The sequence below is a fragment of the Pseudomonas sp. DTU12.3 genome (assembly GCF_004124275.1).
Classification (GTDB): Bacteria; Pseudomonadota; Gammaproteobacteria; order Pseudomonadales; family Pseudomonadaceae; genus Aquipseudomonas; species Aquipseudomonas helmanticensis.
Genome location: NZ_CP027218.1, coordinates 3,471,667 through 3,487,568, shown reverse-complemented (window position 1 = coordinate 3,487,568; position 15,902 = coordinate 3,471,667). Strand labels below are relative to the sequence as shown.

General features: G+C 58.3%; 12 protein-coding genes. 5 read left to right on the top strand and 7 right to left on the bottom strand.

Translation table 11 applies throughout. The annotated features are described in order from the left end of the window. Positions 1 to 133 precede the first annotated feature (133 nt). The 3 genes from C2E19_RS15825 to C2E19_RS15815 all read left to right on the top strand — a co-directional run bounded on the left by C2E19_RS15825 (position 134) and on the right by C2E19_RS15815 (position 5,853). Positions 134 to 982: a hypothetical protein gene (locus tag C2E19_RS15825; protein ID WP_129393978.1), complete on the top strand. Its 849-nt coding sequence runs from the start codon at positions 134 to 136 to the stop codon at positions 980 to 982. A gap of 99 nt (positions 983 to 1,081) precedes the next feature. Next, the gene (locus tag C2E19_RS15820) at positions 1,082 to 3,157 is read left to right on the top strand and encodes a hypothetical protein (protein ID WP_129393976.1); all 2,076 of its coding nucleotides are present in this window, start codon (positions 1,082 to 1,084) and stop codon (positions 3,155 to 3,157) included. A gap of 254 nt (positions 3,158 to 3,411) precedes the next feature. Further along, positions 3,412 to 5,853 carry an autotransporter outer membrane beta-barrel domain-containing protein gene (locus C2E19_RS15815; RefSeq protein WP_129393974.1) on the top strand — a complete coding sequence of 814 codons (2,442 nt, stop codon included), beginning with the start codon at positions 3,412 to 3,414 and terminating at the stop codon, positions 5,851 to 5,853. A 67-nt stretch (positions 5,854 to 5,920) separates the two neighbouring features. Here the strand turns inward: C2E19_RS15815 and C2E19_RS15810 are convergent, their stop codons facing one another. From C2E19_RS15810 to C2E19_RS15795, 4 genes are all read right to left on the bottom strand, one after another. Beyond that, the gene (locus C2E19_RS15810; protein WP_129393972.1) at positions 5,921 to 6,418 is read right to left on the bottom strand and encodes a hypothetical protein; all 498 of its coding nucleotides are present in this window, start codon (positions 6,416 to 6,418) and stop codon (positions 5,921 to 5,923) included. 163 nt (positions 6,419 to 6,581) lie between these two features. Then, complete coding sequence (locus tag C2E19_RS15805; RefSeq protein ID WP_129393970.1) at positions 6,582 to 7,223, bottom strand: DUF1345 domain-containing protein; 642 nt, start codon at positions 7,221 to 7,223, stop codon at positions 6,582 to 6,584. A 69-nt stretch (positions 7,224 to 7,292) separates the two neighbouring features. Next, positions 7,293 to 10,388, bottom strand: a complete 3,096-nt coding sequence (locus C2E19_RS15800; protein ID WP_129393968.1) for an efflux RND transporter permease subunit — start codon at positions 10,386 to 10,388, stop codon at positions 7,293 to 7,295. A 15-nt stretch (positions 10,389 to 10,403) separates the two neighbouring features. After that, positions 10,404 to 11,561, bottom strand: coding sequence for an efflux RND transporter periplasmic adaptor subunit (locus C2E19_RS15795; protein WP_129393966.1), 1,158 nt, complete (start codon positions 11,559 to 11,561; stop codon positions 10,404 to 10,406). A 293-nt stretch (positions 11,562 to 11,854) separates the two neighbouring features. Between C2E19_RS15795 and C2E19_RS15790 the strand changes: the two genes are divergently transcribed. Together C2E19_RS15790 and C2E19_RS15785 are read left to right on the top strand one after the other, a co-directional pair. Beyond that, positions 11,855 to 12,556 carry a response regulator transcription factor gene (locus tag C2E19_RS15790; RefSeq protein ID WP_129393964.1) on the top strand — a complete coding sequence of 234 codons (702 nt, stop codon included), beginning with the start codon at positions 11,855 to 11,857 and terminating at the stop codon, positions 12,554 to 12,556. A gap of 4 nt (positions 12,557 to 12,560) precedes the next feature. Next, positions 12,561 to 13,859, top strand: a complete 1,299-nt coding sequence (locus tag C2E19_RS15785; RefSeq protein ID WP_129393962.1) for an ATP-binding protein — start codon at positions 12,561 to 12,563, stop codon at positions 13,857 to 13,859. A gap of 101 nt (positions 13,860 to 13,960) precedes the next feature. Here the strand turns inward: C2E19_RS15785 and pncA are convergent, their stop codons facing one another. From pncA to C2E19_RS15770, 3 genes are read right to left on the bottom strand one after another with little or no spacing between them, the layout of a single operon-like run. After that, positions 13,961 to 14,587 carry a bifunctional nicotinamidase/pyrazinamidase gene (gene pncA, locus C2E19_RS15780; protein ID WP_129393961.1) on the bottom strand — a complete coding sequence of 209 codons (627 nt, stop codon included), beginning with the start codon at positions 14,585 to 14,587 and terminating at the stop codon, positions 13,961 to 13,963. A 50-nt stretch (positions 14,588 to 14,637) separates the two neighbouring features. After that, positions 14,638 to 15,396, bottom strand: a complete 759-nt coding sequence (locus C2E19_RS15775) for an anti-sigma factor (RefSeq protein ID WP_129393960.1) — start codon at positions 15,394 to 15,396, stop codon at positions 14,638 to 14,640. Beyond that, a complete protein-coding gene (locus C2E19_RS15770) occupies positions 15,393 to 15,878 on the bottom strand; it encodes a sigma-70 family RNA polymerase sigma factor (protein WP_372238484.1) in 486 nt (161 codons plus the stop codon). Before C2E19_RS15770 ends, C2E19_RS15775 begins: the two co-directional genes overlap by 4 nt. Positions 15,879 to 15,902 lie beyond the last annotated feature (24 nt).

Genomic DNA, 15,902 nt, shown 5'->3' with positions numbered 1-15,902 from the left:
GAGGGAAGTTGAATCTGCTTACCGTTTCCGACGAGCGGTGGTTTTACCTGTCAGATCTGACAGTAGGCAACTACTGGATACGGGCGCTTAATTTCTTGCATGTGAAGGGCGAATGAAGAACGAGAAATTATCCATGTCAGCCAATGACCCCAATGCCAAAAGCAGCGCCTTCAACGCGGGCATTTTACTCGATCTGCCGCGATTTGAAGGGGTCGACCCGTCGGATCCGGCCGGGACATTGCCACCGGATGCGAAGCAAAACGGAATTGTCTGCATCATCGATATCTGGCCAGCGTTTCCTGCACTTCCAAATACGCGTATTGACCGTGTCGAGATCTTTATCGTCGGAAATCCGAACTTCGTTGCGTGGGCCGAATATGGTGCTGCCGACAATGCCCCCGAGTTTCGTATTCGGATCGGGCCGGGTTTGCTTCCCAATCTGGCTACATTCGTAATTAATTACACCGTACGCTCGGTCAACCTGACAACTTCGCCATCACGACGCCTGACGTTTGCGATTACACCGCCTCCGCAGTTGTTGAAAGAGGCAACGTTTCCCGATGCAACTCTTTGGGGATATATCGGCTGCAAAAAAAACAACCCTCTGGATCCTGATTCATTATTCATCTGGGAGGGAGTACGTATTCTGATTCCGTTCAATGACCTGTTTCAGCCAGGCGATGTGATCAGGCTTGCCTGGCAAGGGTGGGATTCACTGAACGGATCGGGGGCGGCTTTAACTCCCGAGTTTATATTTACCGCTCCTGTAACGGATGTAGCCAACAAACGACCGGTCTTGATTGTAATAAGACCGTTCGCTGCACACATCGAACCTATGCGTGAGAACGATTCAGCGACGGCTAAATATTTGTTAGTGCGAAATGGAGTTGGAATTTTCAGCTCTTTTACAGGCCCGGTGAAAATAGACAGAGTGATTCCGGGTAGTAGTGGTTTTTGTTCGAATGCAAATTGGATTACATAACGATGTTGCTGTAACAGAAAGGCGACTGTTGTCGGCGATAACGCCCTTGTCGAAGAAGGAAGTATTCAAATCCATTTTTCAGAGTATTGGAGAACACACATGACAAGTTTTCAAGCTGGAACTGCGGGGCAGGTCGGTGCAATATTGGTGGCGCCAACTCCCGAGTTACCGGATGGCCGCGGCCCAAACGCAGATATCATTCCAATTGCTGCAATTCCCGTGGGAGGCGCGCTGACACTTACGGTCAAGACCAACGTCTGGTCGGCTCCCGTCGACAGGGATCAGATTGCTCTGGATGTCACGCGAACCCAGCCATCCGCTAACCCACAGCCATCTGAATTCACGCGGCTGCCGCGTGTTTCTCTCGGTGCCGTGAGTGGCCGACCTCTGGACTTCCCGATCACAGTGCCCACCCAGTTTCTAGGCGAAGATGCCACTCCGGCAGGTCCGACGCCTATCTGGGTCCGTTCCGTGCTTTACCAGAACGGGCTCAATCCTTTGACCGGCCCTGTCAAGCAGCTGTTCATCGACCGTACGGCGGTCGGGCAGGCGAAGCCTCTGCAGACGGGTACGAATCCCGGGCAGACCCCCGGCGCCAAGACACCTCCGGTATTTACGTTTCCCAATGCCCCCGGGGACCTTGACGACACGTGGGCGAATCTCCCGGGCAATGCAGCCGGCTTGCGAGTAGCGATTGATAGGTCTTACGCCAACCCTCAACCAGATGACCACGTGACCCTGTACGTAGCAGGTCAGCGTACCAACCCTCCGCAGGTCGCGCCCTTTTTTGACGGGCCTATGCCCGCCAACGGTGAGGTGGTCATTCCGACTGTGGAGCTACGTAAAGTGGTCACCGGCAGGGTATTCATCTGGTTCATCATTACTGATGTCGCGGGCAACGTAAGCGCGTGGGCTGTGAATTTCAGAAACGTACGTTTCCTGCCACTTCCCAAACTGGGTGTAGTGACCGTCCCGGCAAACGCCGATGGTCTGATCGAGTTAAAGGACGCGCGCGCAGGTGTCACTGTGGAAGTCACGAGGTTGGTGGATACACTGAACACTGATGTCGTGAGCCTCAAGTGGGGAGCCCAACCAGCCCGGGATCTGCCATTCGGCGCCCTCACCAAACTGGTTTTCCAGATTGCCTGGGCGGATCTGAGCACCGAGTATTTCGCCAATCAGACTGGCACGGATTATGAGGTGGATGCGCTGGTCAAAGCTGATTTGATGCGTGCCGGGTTATCAATCGATGACAATTTGATTACCGTAAAAACGGACTTTTCGACGCACCCACCTTATACCGTCGACCCTACTACGCCACCCCCTGAGGTCAATCCCGAGTTCCGGCCACTGATCGTGCGCGGACAGCCGCCTGTAGTGGACAACACACTCGGCCCACAGGACGTCAATCAAACGGCCACGGCTCTTATCGATCTGTCGCCTGCTAGTGGCGGGACGTTCCCAGATCCCGAAGCGGGTGATCTGGCCACTTTGATGTACCTGGGGGACCAGGGCGAAATTGTTGTCAGTTCAACGCCGCTGGACGACACAAATATCAACACCGTCATTCGAGTGCCTTTGCCGTACAGCATTGTCGGCCCAGGCGGGCTGGGGACGAAACAAGTTTGGTGGATGTATGAGAATCCTGGTCGCAACAATATTCTGGCGGCGGCTAAAACGCCGTTAATTGTCAATACTGTAGTGATTGTTCTTGAAAAGCCGGAATTCGTACGGCCGCCGTCCGATGGCTCGGATCCTGACCTCATTATTTGCGAAAGTTTGCCCGGCCCAACTCACGAGGCGGTATTTCGAGTTCTACCCAATGCCCATTATGTCGATGGAATGGACATCACCTTCCATTGGCAAGGATGGCATGACGCTGCTTATACAATCGATGCACCTGTGAATACGGTATTCACCGAGACCCGCGCTATCACCGGGCCAGAACTGACGGCGGGTATGCTTTTCAAAGTGCCGTATAAGCCCAATGTCCGCGATCTTCCACGACCACCTGATGCCACTCCGGATCCCTCCGAGTTTTATGCTGGTTATGTGAAGGTCTGGAACTCTACACCGACCGTGCCTACGTCGGAGGTCGCGGAGATGATTGTTTACTTGCTCAACGCGGACTTCTTGTACTGCGAATCGGAACCAGGCTGGGAGCCTGCTCCATAATCCAAAGTCAAAAAACTGACTGCATTCGCCGGGGGGAGAAGGGCTTTCTCCGGCGGTGCTATCTCTCTGCTGGATAAAATTACGCAGTGTGTTTCGAGGGTGAAGGATTAAACCCACCTATAAAAAGGATTAGTCCTACATAGATGGTTCTAGTTTGTAGGTATCCTCCGACGCCGCGAACGACGGTCGTCCGATGGAGTGCATTTTTGAACCCTTCTTTCTTCCGTCCCGATAGAACTCAAAGAGTAGTGACTATGACGTTTGAAAAGAGACTAAGGCCGACAGTTTTAAAATTTACTGGCATGCTTTCGTACGCGGCGATGCTAATGGCGCTTTCAGCGTCTGCCTTTTCACGAAATCTTAATCCTGGCGAGGTGGAAACCGTCTCCGCCGGCACCATACCGGAAGCCTGGTTTATTCCTGCTACCGCCACTCTCAACATCGATGGTGCTGGCGCACTGAACATCGTTGCCAGCGGTGGCGCATTAAATGCCGTTTCCGCCATCACTTCTCAGATTGACGCCTCTGCAAATACCCGTGTGACCCTGGACGGATCCACGGTGACCGGTAGCAATTTCGACTCCGCGCTTAGCTTGACCGACAGCACAGCGACCGTGACCGGTAGTACGCTGACCAGCGATGGCCGGGCCATGTCGCTGGCTCGTGATCTGCAAATTCCGGTTGGATCAACTGCAACCGTTACGGGGAGTACGCTGCTAGGGGGAGCATCCGGTGCAGCGGTTACATCTCTCAGCACATTGAATCTGGTCGGTACCCATGCAGAAGGAACCGATGCCGATGGGATTGGCCTGGAGTTGTACGGCGGCAACGCCAACGTCAGTGCGGGCAGTCGGGTCATTGGCGAGCTTAACGGCGTCATGTTCGGGCAGGACACTTTGTTGAACCCCGCCGATGTGACTGCACAGAGCGTACTGAAGGTGGATGGTTCAACCGTACAAGGCCGCACGGGCGCAGCGATCAATGTCGATTTTGCGACGCCCGCCGGTCAACCCGTGTTGATTGAAATAAGTAACCGCTCGAGCTTGATCGGCGGCAACGGCAATATCCTCGAGGTCATCGATGGGGCAGCGGCTCGATTTCAGGTCGATAACAGTACTTTGGCTGGCAACATAGATGTCGCTGACGGTGGAAGCGCCGAGGTTTTCTTGCGGAATAATGCCAGTCTTGACGGCAATCTGCTCAACGTTGCCTCCGTTTCGCTCGAAACTCAAAGCACACTCACCGGTAATATTCAGGGTTCCGGAAACAGTGTGGTGACGCTGGACAACAACTCGCTCCTGCACGGTGCAGTTACCGGCGTGAGTGCCATGTCCATCAGCCGTGGTGCGGAATGGCACATGATCGGCAACAATTCGTTGGCAAACCTTGCAATGCAGGGGGGCAGCGTGCGTTTTGGTGCGCCGTTGGAGTACACCCGCCTGGATATAGCCAACCTTTCCGGCAACGGTCGATTCCTCATGGATGCCGACGTAGCCACGGGCGCAACTGACTTTCTTAATGTCACGCAATCCGCCACCGGCCAGCACGAACTGGTGGTTGCTGCTACTGCGAGCGAGGCTGTCAACGGTACGCAAGTCCGAGTGGCCAACATTGCTGCTGGGGATGCGCAGTTTTCCCTGAGGAACGGGCAGGTGGATGTTGGCGCTCTGGCCTACAAACTGGTGAGGGAGGGCGAAGGACTTTTCCTGCGACCCGATGCGACAACTCCGAGCACAGGTTCACAAACAGCAATGGCCATTGCCGGCACCGCGCCCACGGTCATTTATTCCGAAATGACCACCCTCAATACCCGTCTGGGCGACCGGCGCATGGCCGGCACTCAGCCAAGGGCACAATCGGCCGGGGCACTGAACTCTAATGCTCAAGATTCTTCATCAGGCCTCTGGGTTCGAACCTACGGCAATCAGTACAACGTCAAAGGCGCCTACGGTAACGGCTTCAATCAAAACCAGACAGGTGTCTCGGTGGGGTTGGATCGAGCATTGCCATTTTGGGATGGTCAGTGGTTGATCGGTGTCTTTGGCGGGTACAGCAGTACGCGTCTGGATCTGGCGCGAGGCAGTTCCGGTAAGATTGACAGCGGTTATGCAGGTCTTTACTTGACCTGGTTTGATCAAGCGACAGGGTATTACGTGGATACCGTTGGCAAAATCAACCGATTCAAAAACGATGTCAAAGTCACCTTGAGCGATGACACTCGAACCAAAGGCAATTTCGATAACCTGGGTTTGAGTGGGTCCGTCGAAGTCGGCAAGCACATTCCCTTGAACCGCGGTTATTTCATCGAGCCTTCCGCACAATTGGGTGTAGCGGCCGTTGAGGGCAAGCGTTACCACCTGGACAATGGCTTGCAAGTAGACAGCGACGAGACTCGCTCGGTACTTGGCAAGGTCGGCATGACGGTGGGACGTGAGCTCACGCTGGACAATGGCAGCAAGCTGCAGCCGCGACTTCGCGCCGCCGTCAGCCACGAGTTCGTCAATAACAACCGCGTCAGCGTCAACGACACTGATTTCAATAATGACTTGTCCAGTACCAGCCTTGAATTCACCGGCGGCCTGAACTGGATTCCAGCCAATAGCAAATGGCAGGTGTATGCCGAAGTTGGAACCAGCAGTGGTAGCAAGGTTGATCAGGAGTTGGGAGGGAGTGTCGGGTTGAGCATTAGCCTCTGAGGCTGATCCGCGTTACAAAGAAAAGGAAGCCTTACAGCTTCCTTTTTTATTGATTGTAACCGGTGATTCATTTTCGATTCAGATCGGCGTCAGCGGTAAATTCCCCAGTGATTGGGAAGAGTTGATCGCCATCCGCGCCACCATGGTCATAAGCGCCGGTCCAGGTTCCGCTCAGGGTTTTTTCGATGTCGTCATATTGCACTGTGATGCTTCCGCTTTCACAGACGTGAAGACTTCCATTCGCAGGATCAGAGTAGTAGGTACTTCTCACATCGTCGATGTCCTTCGACAGTGAATAGGTGCCTGTTTGAGGACTGGTGGCGAAAACAAACTGGATCGTCTGCGTCTTGCCATTTTCGGTCTGTCCTGCAGTCAGTACGTAAAACTTGCCCTCGGGGTAGTGCTCCAGCTTGAGAGAAGGGATAGAGGTTGAGCGAAACTCCTTGAATTCAGGAATTTTGACAAACCTGAAGCTCGGATTGGCATCGCCATTGATCGTGGCGGACAAATAGGCTGGGGCTGAAGTCGGAAGGATTGCCGCGTAGGCTCGGGCTGCGAAGCTCATGTTTTTTCTCCATACATAATGGTTAAGGACATCCAAAGACTGACCCGTCCTACTTCTGGATGTTGTATGGAAGCCTGAACTCAGGGGCGCTGTAAACTGTCAGCTTTGACAGTTTACAGCGCCTTTTTTCTGTGATTTTTGACTTCGCGAAACGCTTGGGTTTTTAACCGAACAACCCCGCCGCAATATTGATCGAAAACCCCAGAATCGCTGTGTTGAATACGAAACCTATCAACGACTGCGCCAGCACGATCTTGCGTATATCCCGCGTTGCCACGCCGACATCCGCCGTCTGAACCGCCACGCCGATGGTGAACGAGAAGTACAGAAAGTCCCAGTAGTTGGGCGTCGTCAGACCTTCGGCAAAGCGCAGCGCTGGTTCCTTGCCGTCCCAGGTGTAAAACAGCCGGGCGTAGTGGACGCAGAAAATCACCCCGATCAGCATCCATGAGCCGATCACCGTCAGCGCGGTAAAACCGTAGTGAAGCAGTTTACGGGTGGTCTCCAGGTCCTTGCTGCCAGCCAGCTCGACAGTAATGGTGGCCAGGCTGGCCAAAGCGGCGATGCAGACGACGAACAGCACCAGTCCGGCATTTTCATCCTCGACTTCGGCAATGCGTTTGACGTCCGGCGCTTTGGCGCGGATGGTCAGCCAAAGCATCAGGATCAGGTACGTCCAGACCCCGGCATTCCAGCCGATGAGGATTTTGCTGACGATCGAGTCAGCGGGAGCGAGCAGCCCGGTGGCGAGACCGACCAGCGCGGCGGCGGAGAGGCGAGGGTGGGTACGGGCGAGAAAGCGCATGGCGACTCACTTGGTGGACTGTCCCAGCACCATAGCTCACACAACCTTGCTTTTGTAGGCGCTGCCGCATCAGTGCCTGGTGAATCGTTGTACGAGCTTCATGACGACGACGAAGAAGACCGGGACGAAGATCACTGCCAGCGTCGCGGTGATCATTCCGCCGATCACGCCGGTGCCGATGGCTTGTTGGCTCGCGGAACTGGCGCCAGTGGCGATGGCCAGTGGCACCACGCCGAGAATGAACGCCAGCGACGTCATCACGATCGGACGCAGACGCAGACGCGCTGCCTGCAACGTCGCATCGATCAGGTCGTGCCCTTCGTCATACAAGCTCTTGGCGAACTCGATGATCAGGATCGCGTTCTTCGCCGACAGGCCAATGATGGTGATCAGGCCGACCTTGAAGAACACATCGTTGGGCATCCCGCGCAGTGTCACCGCGAGTACTGCGCCGAGCACACCCAATGGCACCACCAGCAACACCGAAGTTGGAATCGACCAACTCTCATACAGTGCCGCCAGGCAGAGAAATACGATCAGCAACGACAACCCGAGCAGAATCGGTGCCTGACTGCCGGACAAACGCTCCTGCAACGACAACCCGGTCCATTCCTGGCCCAGGCCTTTCGGGCCTTGGGCAACCAGACGTTCAATCTCGGCCATGGCTTCGCCCGTGCTGTGCCCCGGTGCCGGCTCGCCGGAAATGGCAATCGCCGGATAACCGTTGTAACGGGTCAACTGTGCCGGGCCCTGAATCCATTTGGCCTGCACGAATGCCGACAGCGGCACCATTTTTCCGTTGTTGTTGCGTACGTGCATCTTCAGCAGGTCATCGACCTGACTGCGCTGGCTGCCTTCGGCCTGTACGACCACGCGCTGCATCCGTCCCTGATTGGGGAAGTCATTGATGTAGCTCGAGCCGACGGCGGTAGACAGCACGCTGCCGATGTCGGCAAACGACACGCCCAACGCATTGGCCTGTTTGCGGTCCACTTCGAGTTGCACTTGCGGTGCTTCGGCCAGTGCGCTTTCACGCACGTTCATCAGCACCGGGCTTTTCTCGGCGGCGGCTAGCAGCTCGGTGCGCGCCTGCATCAATGTTGCGTGGCCGAGGCCGCCGCGATCCTGCAAGCGGAATTCGAAACCACTCGATGTGCCCAGGCCGTCGACCGGCGGTGGCAGCACGGCGAAAGCCATGGCGTCCTTGATCTGGCTCAGGGCGATATTGGCGCGATCAGCAATCGAGCTTGCCGAGTCGTCGCTGCCGCGCTGCGACCAGTCCTTCAAGGTCGAAAACGCCAAGGCTGCGTTCTGCCCGCTGCCGGAGAAGCTGAAACCGAGAATCACCACGCTGTCGCTGATCCCCGGTTCGCCAGCGTTATGCGCCTCGAACTGTTCGGCCACCTGCACCGTACGGTTCTTGGTCGCGCCGGGTGGCAGCTGAATATCGGTGATGGTGTAACCCTGGTCTTCGACCGGCAGGAACGAGGAGGGCAGGCGCGCAAAAAGCAGACCCAGACCGACCAGCAACACGCCGTAGATCAGCAGATAGCGACCGGTGCGTTTCAGCGCATAACCGACCCAGCCCTGATAGCGCTCGGTCAGCTGTTCGAAGCGGCGGTTGAACCAACCGAAAAACCCGCGTTTTTCGTGGTGTTCGCCTTTGGCGATCGGCTTGAGCAGTGTCGCGCACAACGCCGGGGTCAAGGTCAGGGCGAGGAACGCCGAGAACAGAATCGAGGTGGCCATCGACAGCGAGAACTGCTGGTAGATCACCCCGACCGAACCCTGCATGAACGCCATCGGAATGAACACCGCCACCAGCACCAGCGTGATGCCGATGATAGCGCCAGTGATCTGCGTCATCGCCTTGCGTGTGGCTTCCTTGGGCGACAAACCCTCGGTGGCCATGATCCGCTCGACGTTCTCGACCACGACAATCGCGTCGTCCACCAGAATGCCAATGGCCAGAACCATGCCGAACATGGTCAGCACGTTGATCGAGAAACCCAGCGCCAGCATGGTCGCGAACGTGCCCATCAATGCCACCGGTACCACCAGTGTCGGGATCAGCGTGTAACGCACGTTCTGCAGAAACAGGAACATCACTGCGAACACCAGCAACATTGCTTCACCCAAGGTGTAGACCACTTTGGTGATCGAGACTTTGACGAACGGTGAAGTGTCGTACGGGATCTTGTATTCCACGCCCGCCGGGAAGTAGCGCGCCAGCTCATCCATCTTCGCCCGCACCAGCGTCGCGGTGTTCAGCGCGTTGGCACCCGGCGACAGCTGCACGCCGACGGCGGTCGACGGCTTGCCGTTGAGGCGCGTGCCGAACTGATATTCCTGACTGCCAACCTCGACCCGGGCGACGTCACCGATGCGCACGGTCGAGCCGTCGGGATTGGCTTTGAGCACGATGTCGGCAAATTCTTCCGGCGTCGACAACTGGCCCTTGACCAGAATCGTCGCGGTGATTTCCTGGCTGGACGGGTTTGGCAAATCGCCAATGCTGCCGGCGGAAACCTGGGCGTTCTGCGCGACGATGGCGGCGTTGACGTCAGCCGGCGTCAGGTTGAAACCGATGAGTTTCTGCGGATCGATCCAGATGCGCATCGCTCGCTCGGCGCCATACAGCTGCGCCTTGCCGACGCCATCCAGACGCTTGATCTCGTTCATCACGTTGCGCGCCAGATAATCGCTGAGCGCGACGTCATCAAGCTTGCCGTCACTGGACGTCAGGGTGATCAGCAAGAGGAAACCGGAAGAGACCTTCTCCACCTGCAAGCCTTGCTGATTGACCGCTTGCGGCAGGCGCGACTCGACCACTTTCAGACGGTTTTGCACGTCGACCTGCGCCAGTTCCGGATGGGTGCCGGGCTGGAAGGTCGCTTTGATGGTCGCGCTGCCAAGGCTGCTCTGCGATTCGAAGTACAGCAGGTGATCGGCACCGTTGAGCTCTTCTTCGATCAGGCTGACCACGCTTTCATCGACGGTTTGCGCCGACGCGCCAGGGTACACGGCATAGATTTCGATCTGCGGCGGCGCGACATCGGGGTATTGCGCCACCGGCAATTGCGGGATGGCCAGCGCACCGGCCAACAGGATGAACAGCGCGACGACCCAGGCAAATACCGGGCGGTCGATAAAGAACTGCGGCATAGAAAAGCGTCCTGCTTACTGACCAGAAGTCTGGGCAAGTGGAAGAGGGGTGTCGTCGATCTGCACTTTTTCGCCGGCACGGGCGTGCTGCAGGCCTTCAATGACAATGCGGTCGCCGGGCTTGAGTCCGCCGGTGACGATCCAGCGATCGTTTTGCACCGCGCCCAGTTGCACCGGTTGCTGCGCCACACGCATTTGCGCGTCGACGGTCAGCACTTGCGCGATGCCGGCGCTGTCACGTTGAACGGCGCGTTGCGGCACGGTAATACCGTTCTGGATCTTCGCCTGTTCGATGCGCACACGGATGAAACTGCCTGGCAGCAGGTCCAGATCGGGGTTTGGGAATTCGCTGCGCAGGATGATCTGGCCGGTGCCCGGATCAACCGTGATATCGCTGAACAGCAGTTTGCCCGGTAACGCATAGAGACTGCCGTCATCCTGAATCAGCGTGACCTTGACCTGATCCTGACCGACCTCCTGCAACTGCCCGGAGCGGAACGCGCGACGCAGTTCGTTGAGCTCGCGGGTCGATTGCGTGACGTCGGCGTGAATCGGGTTCAGCTGTTGAATCAACGCCAGCGGCGTGGTTTCGTTCTGCCCGACCAACGCGCCTTCGGTGACCAGTGCGCGACCGACACGCCCGGAAATCGGCGCGACGACGGTGGCGTAGCCGAGATTGAGTTTCGCCCGTTCGACGGCGGCTTTGTTCGCCGCGACATCGGCGGCGGTTTGCCGGGCATTGGCGCGCGCGTTGTCGTAGTCCTGAGCACTGATGGCTTTGTCGTCGATCAATTGCGCGTAGCGTTGTTCCTGCAATTTCGCCTGGAAGGCATTGGCTTCGGCTTTGCGCAGCGCGGCTTCGGCGCTGTCGAGGTCAGCCTTGAATGGCGCCGGATCGATGCGGAACAGCACGTCGCCCTTTTTCACGTCGCTGCCTTCGCGAAAGGTCCGTTGCAGCACCACGCCGGCAACCCGTGCGCGCACTTCGGCAATGCGCGGCGCCGCGACGCGGCCGCTGAGTTCGCTGCTGATCGACAGGGGATGGGCCTCGATGGTTTCGATGCGCACGGTGGCCGGTGGCGCCTGTTCCTCGGCTTTCGAGGACGAGTCACAGGCACTCAGCGTCAGCGCCATTGCGATCAGGCCGAGCCCGGCCAACAGTTTGTTCGACATTTACCACCCCCAATATTGATGCGCGCATCCTACGGCCAGTCGCGCAGAGTAGCGGTGAAGCTTTGTAGGCGCTGTGTGAAATTGTGTAAGGGTTTTACTCAGGGACGGGTGAGGGCGTATATCCTTTAGCCCTTGAAATTTATTGCGACAGTTGCATCGCCATCGCGGGCAAGCCCGCTCCCACAGGGATCGGTTGTGGACACAAATCATGTGAACAACCGAAAACACTGTGGGAGCGGGCTTGCCCGCGATGAGGCCTTCAATGTCGCCACCGCACTTTCTGGAACACCTCCATGCCCAACATCCTCCTGGTCGAAGACGACACCGCCCTCGCCGAACTGATTTCCAGCTATCTGGAGCGCAATGGCTATTCCGTCAGCGTCATCGGCCGTGGCGATCACGTACGGGAGCGGGCGCGAGTCAATCCGCCGGATCTGGTGATTCTCGACCTGATGCTGCCGGGCCTCGACGGCTTGCAAGTGTGCCGCTTGCTGCGTGCCGACTCGGCGACGCTGCCGATCCTGATGCTCACCGCCCGCGATGACAGCCACGATCAGGTGCTGGGCCTGGAAATGGGCGCCGACGATTACGTCACCAAGCCTTGCGAGCCGCGTGTCCTGCTGGCGCGGGTGCGTACCTTGTTGCGCCGCAGCAGCCTCGGCGAGCCGTTGACGGTCAACGATCGCATCGTCATGGGCAACCTGTGCATTGATCTGTCCGAGCGCACCGTGACCTGGCGCGAGCAGTTGGTCGAACTGTCCAGCGGCGAGTACAACTTGCTGGTCGTGCTGGCCCGGCATGCCGGCGAAGTACTGAGCCGTGACCAGATTCTGCAACGTTTGCGCGGCATCGAATTCAACGGCACCGACCGTTCGGTAGACGTCGCGATCTCCAAGCTGCGGCGCAAGTTCGACGACCACGCCGGCGAGGCACGCAAGATCAAGACCGTGTGGGGCAAGGGTTATCTGTTCAGCCGTTCCGAGTGGGAATGCTGAGCTGATGTTTCGCATCCTGTTTCGCCTGTATCTGGTGACGATTATCTCGTACAGCGCGGCGATCTATCTGGTCCCGGACCTGGTGGTCATGGCGTTCCGTGATCGTTTCGTCACCTACAACCTCGATTATTCGCGCGGCCTGCAATCGCTGATCACCAAGCAGTTCCATGCTGCGCCGCACGATCAGTGGCCGGCGATTGCGGCGTCGATGGACAAGGATTTCCAGCCGTTGCACATCGTCCTCGCGCGTATCGACGACGCCGACTTCACTGCGATCGAGCAGCAACGCCTGCGCCGTGGCGAAAACGTGGTGCGCATCGGTGACTGGGGCTGGCGCACGTTAGCGGTGACGCCGCTGAATGACGACATGGCGGTGCAAATGGTCGTGCCGCCGGACCCGATGGACGTCAATCTGTTGTACTGGAGTATCAACGTGCTGATCGGCGCGAGCCTGTTGGCGTGCCTGCTGCTGTGGTTGCGCCCGCACTGGCGCGATCTCGAACGCCTCAAGGGCACCGCCGAACGCTTCGGTAAAGGCCATTTGAGCGAACGCACGAAAATCGCCCAGAGTTCCAACATCGGCAGTCTGGCCAACGTCTTCGACACCATGGCCGGCGACATCGAAAACCTCCTGAATCAGCAACGCGACCTTCTTAACGCCGTCTCCCATGAGCTGCGTACACCGCTGACGCGCCTCGATTTCGGCCTTGCGCTGGCGCTGTCTGACGACTTGCCGACCGCAAGCCGCGAGCGTTTGCAGGGTCTGGTCGCGCACATTCGTGAACTCGATGAGCTAGTGCTTGAGCTGCTGTCCTACAGCCGCTTGCAAAACCCGGCGCAATTGCCAGAGCAGATAGAAGTCTCGCTGGACGAATTCATCGACAGCATTCTCGGCAGCGTCGACGAGGAACTGGAGTCGCCGGAAATCGTCATTGACGTGTTGCTGCATGGCCAGCTCGAACGCTTCTCGCTGGACCCGCGCCTGACCGCCCGCGCTATCCAGAACCTGCTGCGCAATGCCATGCGTTATTGCGAAAAACGCATCCAGATTGGCGTGCAGGTGAATGGCGAAGGGTGTGAGATCTGGGTCGACGACGACGGGATCGGCATCCCGGATGATGAGCGCGAACGGATTTTCGAGCCGTTCTACCGCCTGGACCGCAGCCGCGATCGGGCCACCGGTGGGTTTGGCCTGGGGCTGGCCATCAGCCGCCGGGCACTGGAAGCGCAGGGCGGCACGTTGACCGTTGAATCCTCCCCATTGGGCGGCGCCCGCTTCCGGCTATGGCTACCCACTCCCTGAAACCATGTAGGAGCTGCCGCAGGCTCGGGCCGCGATCGGACGATCTGTTGATGTTGTTTTTAAGATCAAAGGATCGCAGCCTGCGGCAGCTCCTACCCGGGTTAGATGAGGTCGTTTGACTGGATCAGGCCGACCCCGGCCAGTTGCATGCGCTCGGTCGCGGCTGCCAGCGAGCCCTGCAGATCGATCGCCCGACAGGCATCCAGCACGACAAATGCGTTGAAGCCCGCCGTGCGTGCGTCCAGCGCGGAAAACATCACGCAGAAATCCAGCGCCAGTCCGACCATATAGACCGTGTCGATGCCACGCTCCTTGAGATAGCCGGCGAGCCCGGTGACCGTGGTGCGGTCGGCTTCGAGAAACGCCGAATAACTGTCGATGTCCGGGTTGCAGCCTTTGCGAATCACCAGTTGCGCGTGGGGCAGGTCCAGTTCTGGATGGAACCCGGCGCCGGGTGTGGCCCGTACGCAATGATCCGGCCACAGCGTCTGCGGGCCGTAGGGCAACTCAATCACATCGTAAGGCTTGCGCCCGGGATGGCTCGAGGCGAACGAGGCATGCCCGGCAGGGTGCCAGTCCTGGGCAATGATGACCTGCTTGAAAAGGCCGGCGAGTCGGTTGATCAGCGGGACGATCTGATCGCCTTCAGGTACGGCCAATTGCCCGCCGGGGGTGAAGTCGTTCTGTACGTCGATGACCAGCAGCGCGCTGCGTGGGGAAATCTGCATCGGTATGTCCTCCTTGGATAATCACCCGCACAGGATAGTGGCAGAGGCCGTCATGCGCTCAGTCGTTCGATCAAATGCCTGGCCAGAACCTCTAGCTCCGGCGCCGGGTTATGCCCGATCAACATCCACGCGTGCTCGCGTTCGGTCCAGTACACCACGTTCATGGCGTGCCGCCGTTCGTGAGCCAGCGGCTGACTGCCGCTGTTGGAACGGGTGACGCACAAGGCCATGGGGCCATGCCTGGCATCGAGATAGGTTATTTGCGCGATCGGCACGCCATCGTATTCAAGCATTTGCGCGCGCTTGAACTCGGCGCCGGGCAGCTTTAGCGTAGCCGGTGCGAGGCTCAGGCCCAGCCGCGCGTCCACCGTACGCAACTGCGCGCGCTGACTCGCCTCGTCTGCCGGCAGATGATCGAGCGTCTGCGGGACATATAGCGCCATGTAGTCGCCGACCAATTCACGCCAGTTGTGGTCTTGCTGCGCTTGCCAGCCGAGCAACAGTCGATCGGCCAACACGCCGCCAGCCACCAGAGTGGCGGCCGTCGCGCCGATAAACCGGCGTCGGCTCAGGCCCGGATGTTCCGGTGACGCAATGCCGTCGAGTCGAGCCTGCAAGCGTTCCAATGGCGCTTGCTGCGCCAGTTCATCGTAGGCCGCTTTGTACGGCAGATTGCTGCGACTGAGCCATTGCACACGCAGGCTGAGCAGCGGATCGTCGGCGATCGCATTGTCGAGTTGGCTGCGCTGTTCGCGGTCGAGTTCATTGTCCAGGTACGCGACCAGTTGTTCATCCGAAGGTGTGTTCATGACCGGTCTCCTTCGGTGGTTTTCGGCACCGCTTGCAGCGGCGGGTATTCGGCGAGTTTCAGGCGTGCGGTGGCCAGGCGGCTCATCACCGTGCCGATCGGCACTTGCAGGACCTCGGCGACTTCGCGGTAGGACAAGCCTTCGACATAAGCCAGATACACGGTTTCACGCTGGGTCTCGGGCAGGGCATCGACGCGGCGTATCACTTGCGCGGCCAGCACATGGGTTTGCGCGGCGTATTCGCCATCGAACGCCAACTGGCCGTCGGCATCGACTTGGCCCGCGCCTTGACGCACACGCCGCGCGCGTACTTCATTGAGCCAGATCGAATGCAGAATGCTCAGCAGCCAACGGTCCATGCGCGTGCCGGCGATGTATTGAGCAGAACGCTCCAGCGCGCGCACACAGGTCGCCTGCACCAGATCCTCGGCGACATGCCGATTGCGCGACAGCAGCAGACCGTAGCGCCACAATCGCGCCAGATGCTGTCCGAGTTCCGCTCTGAA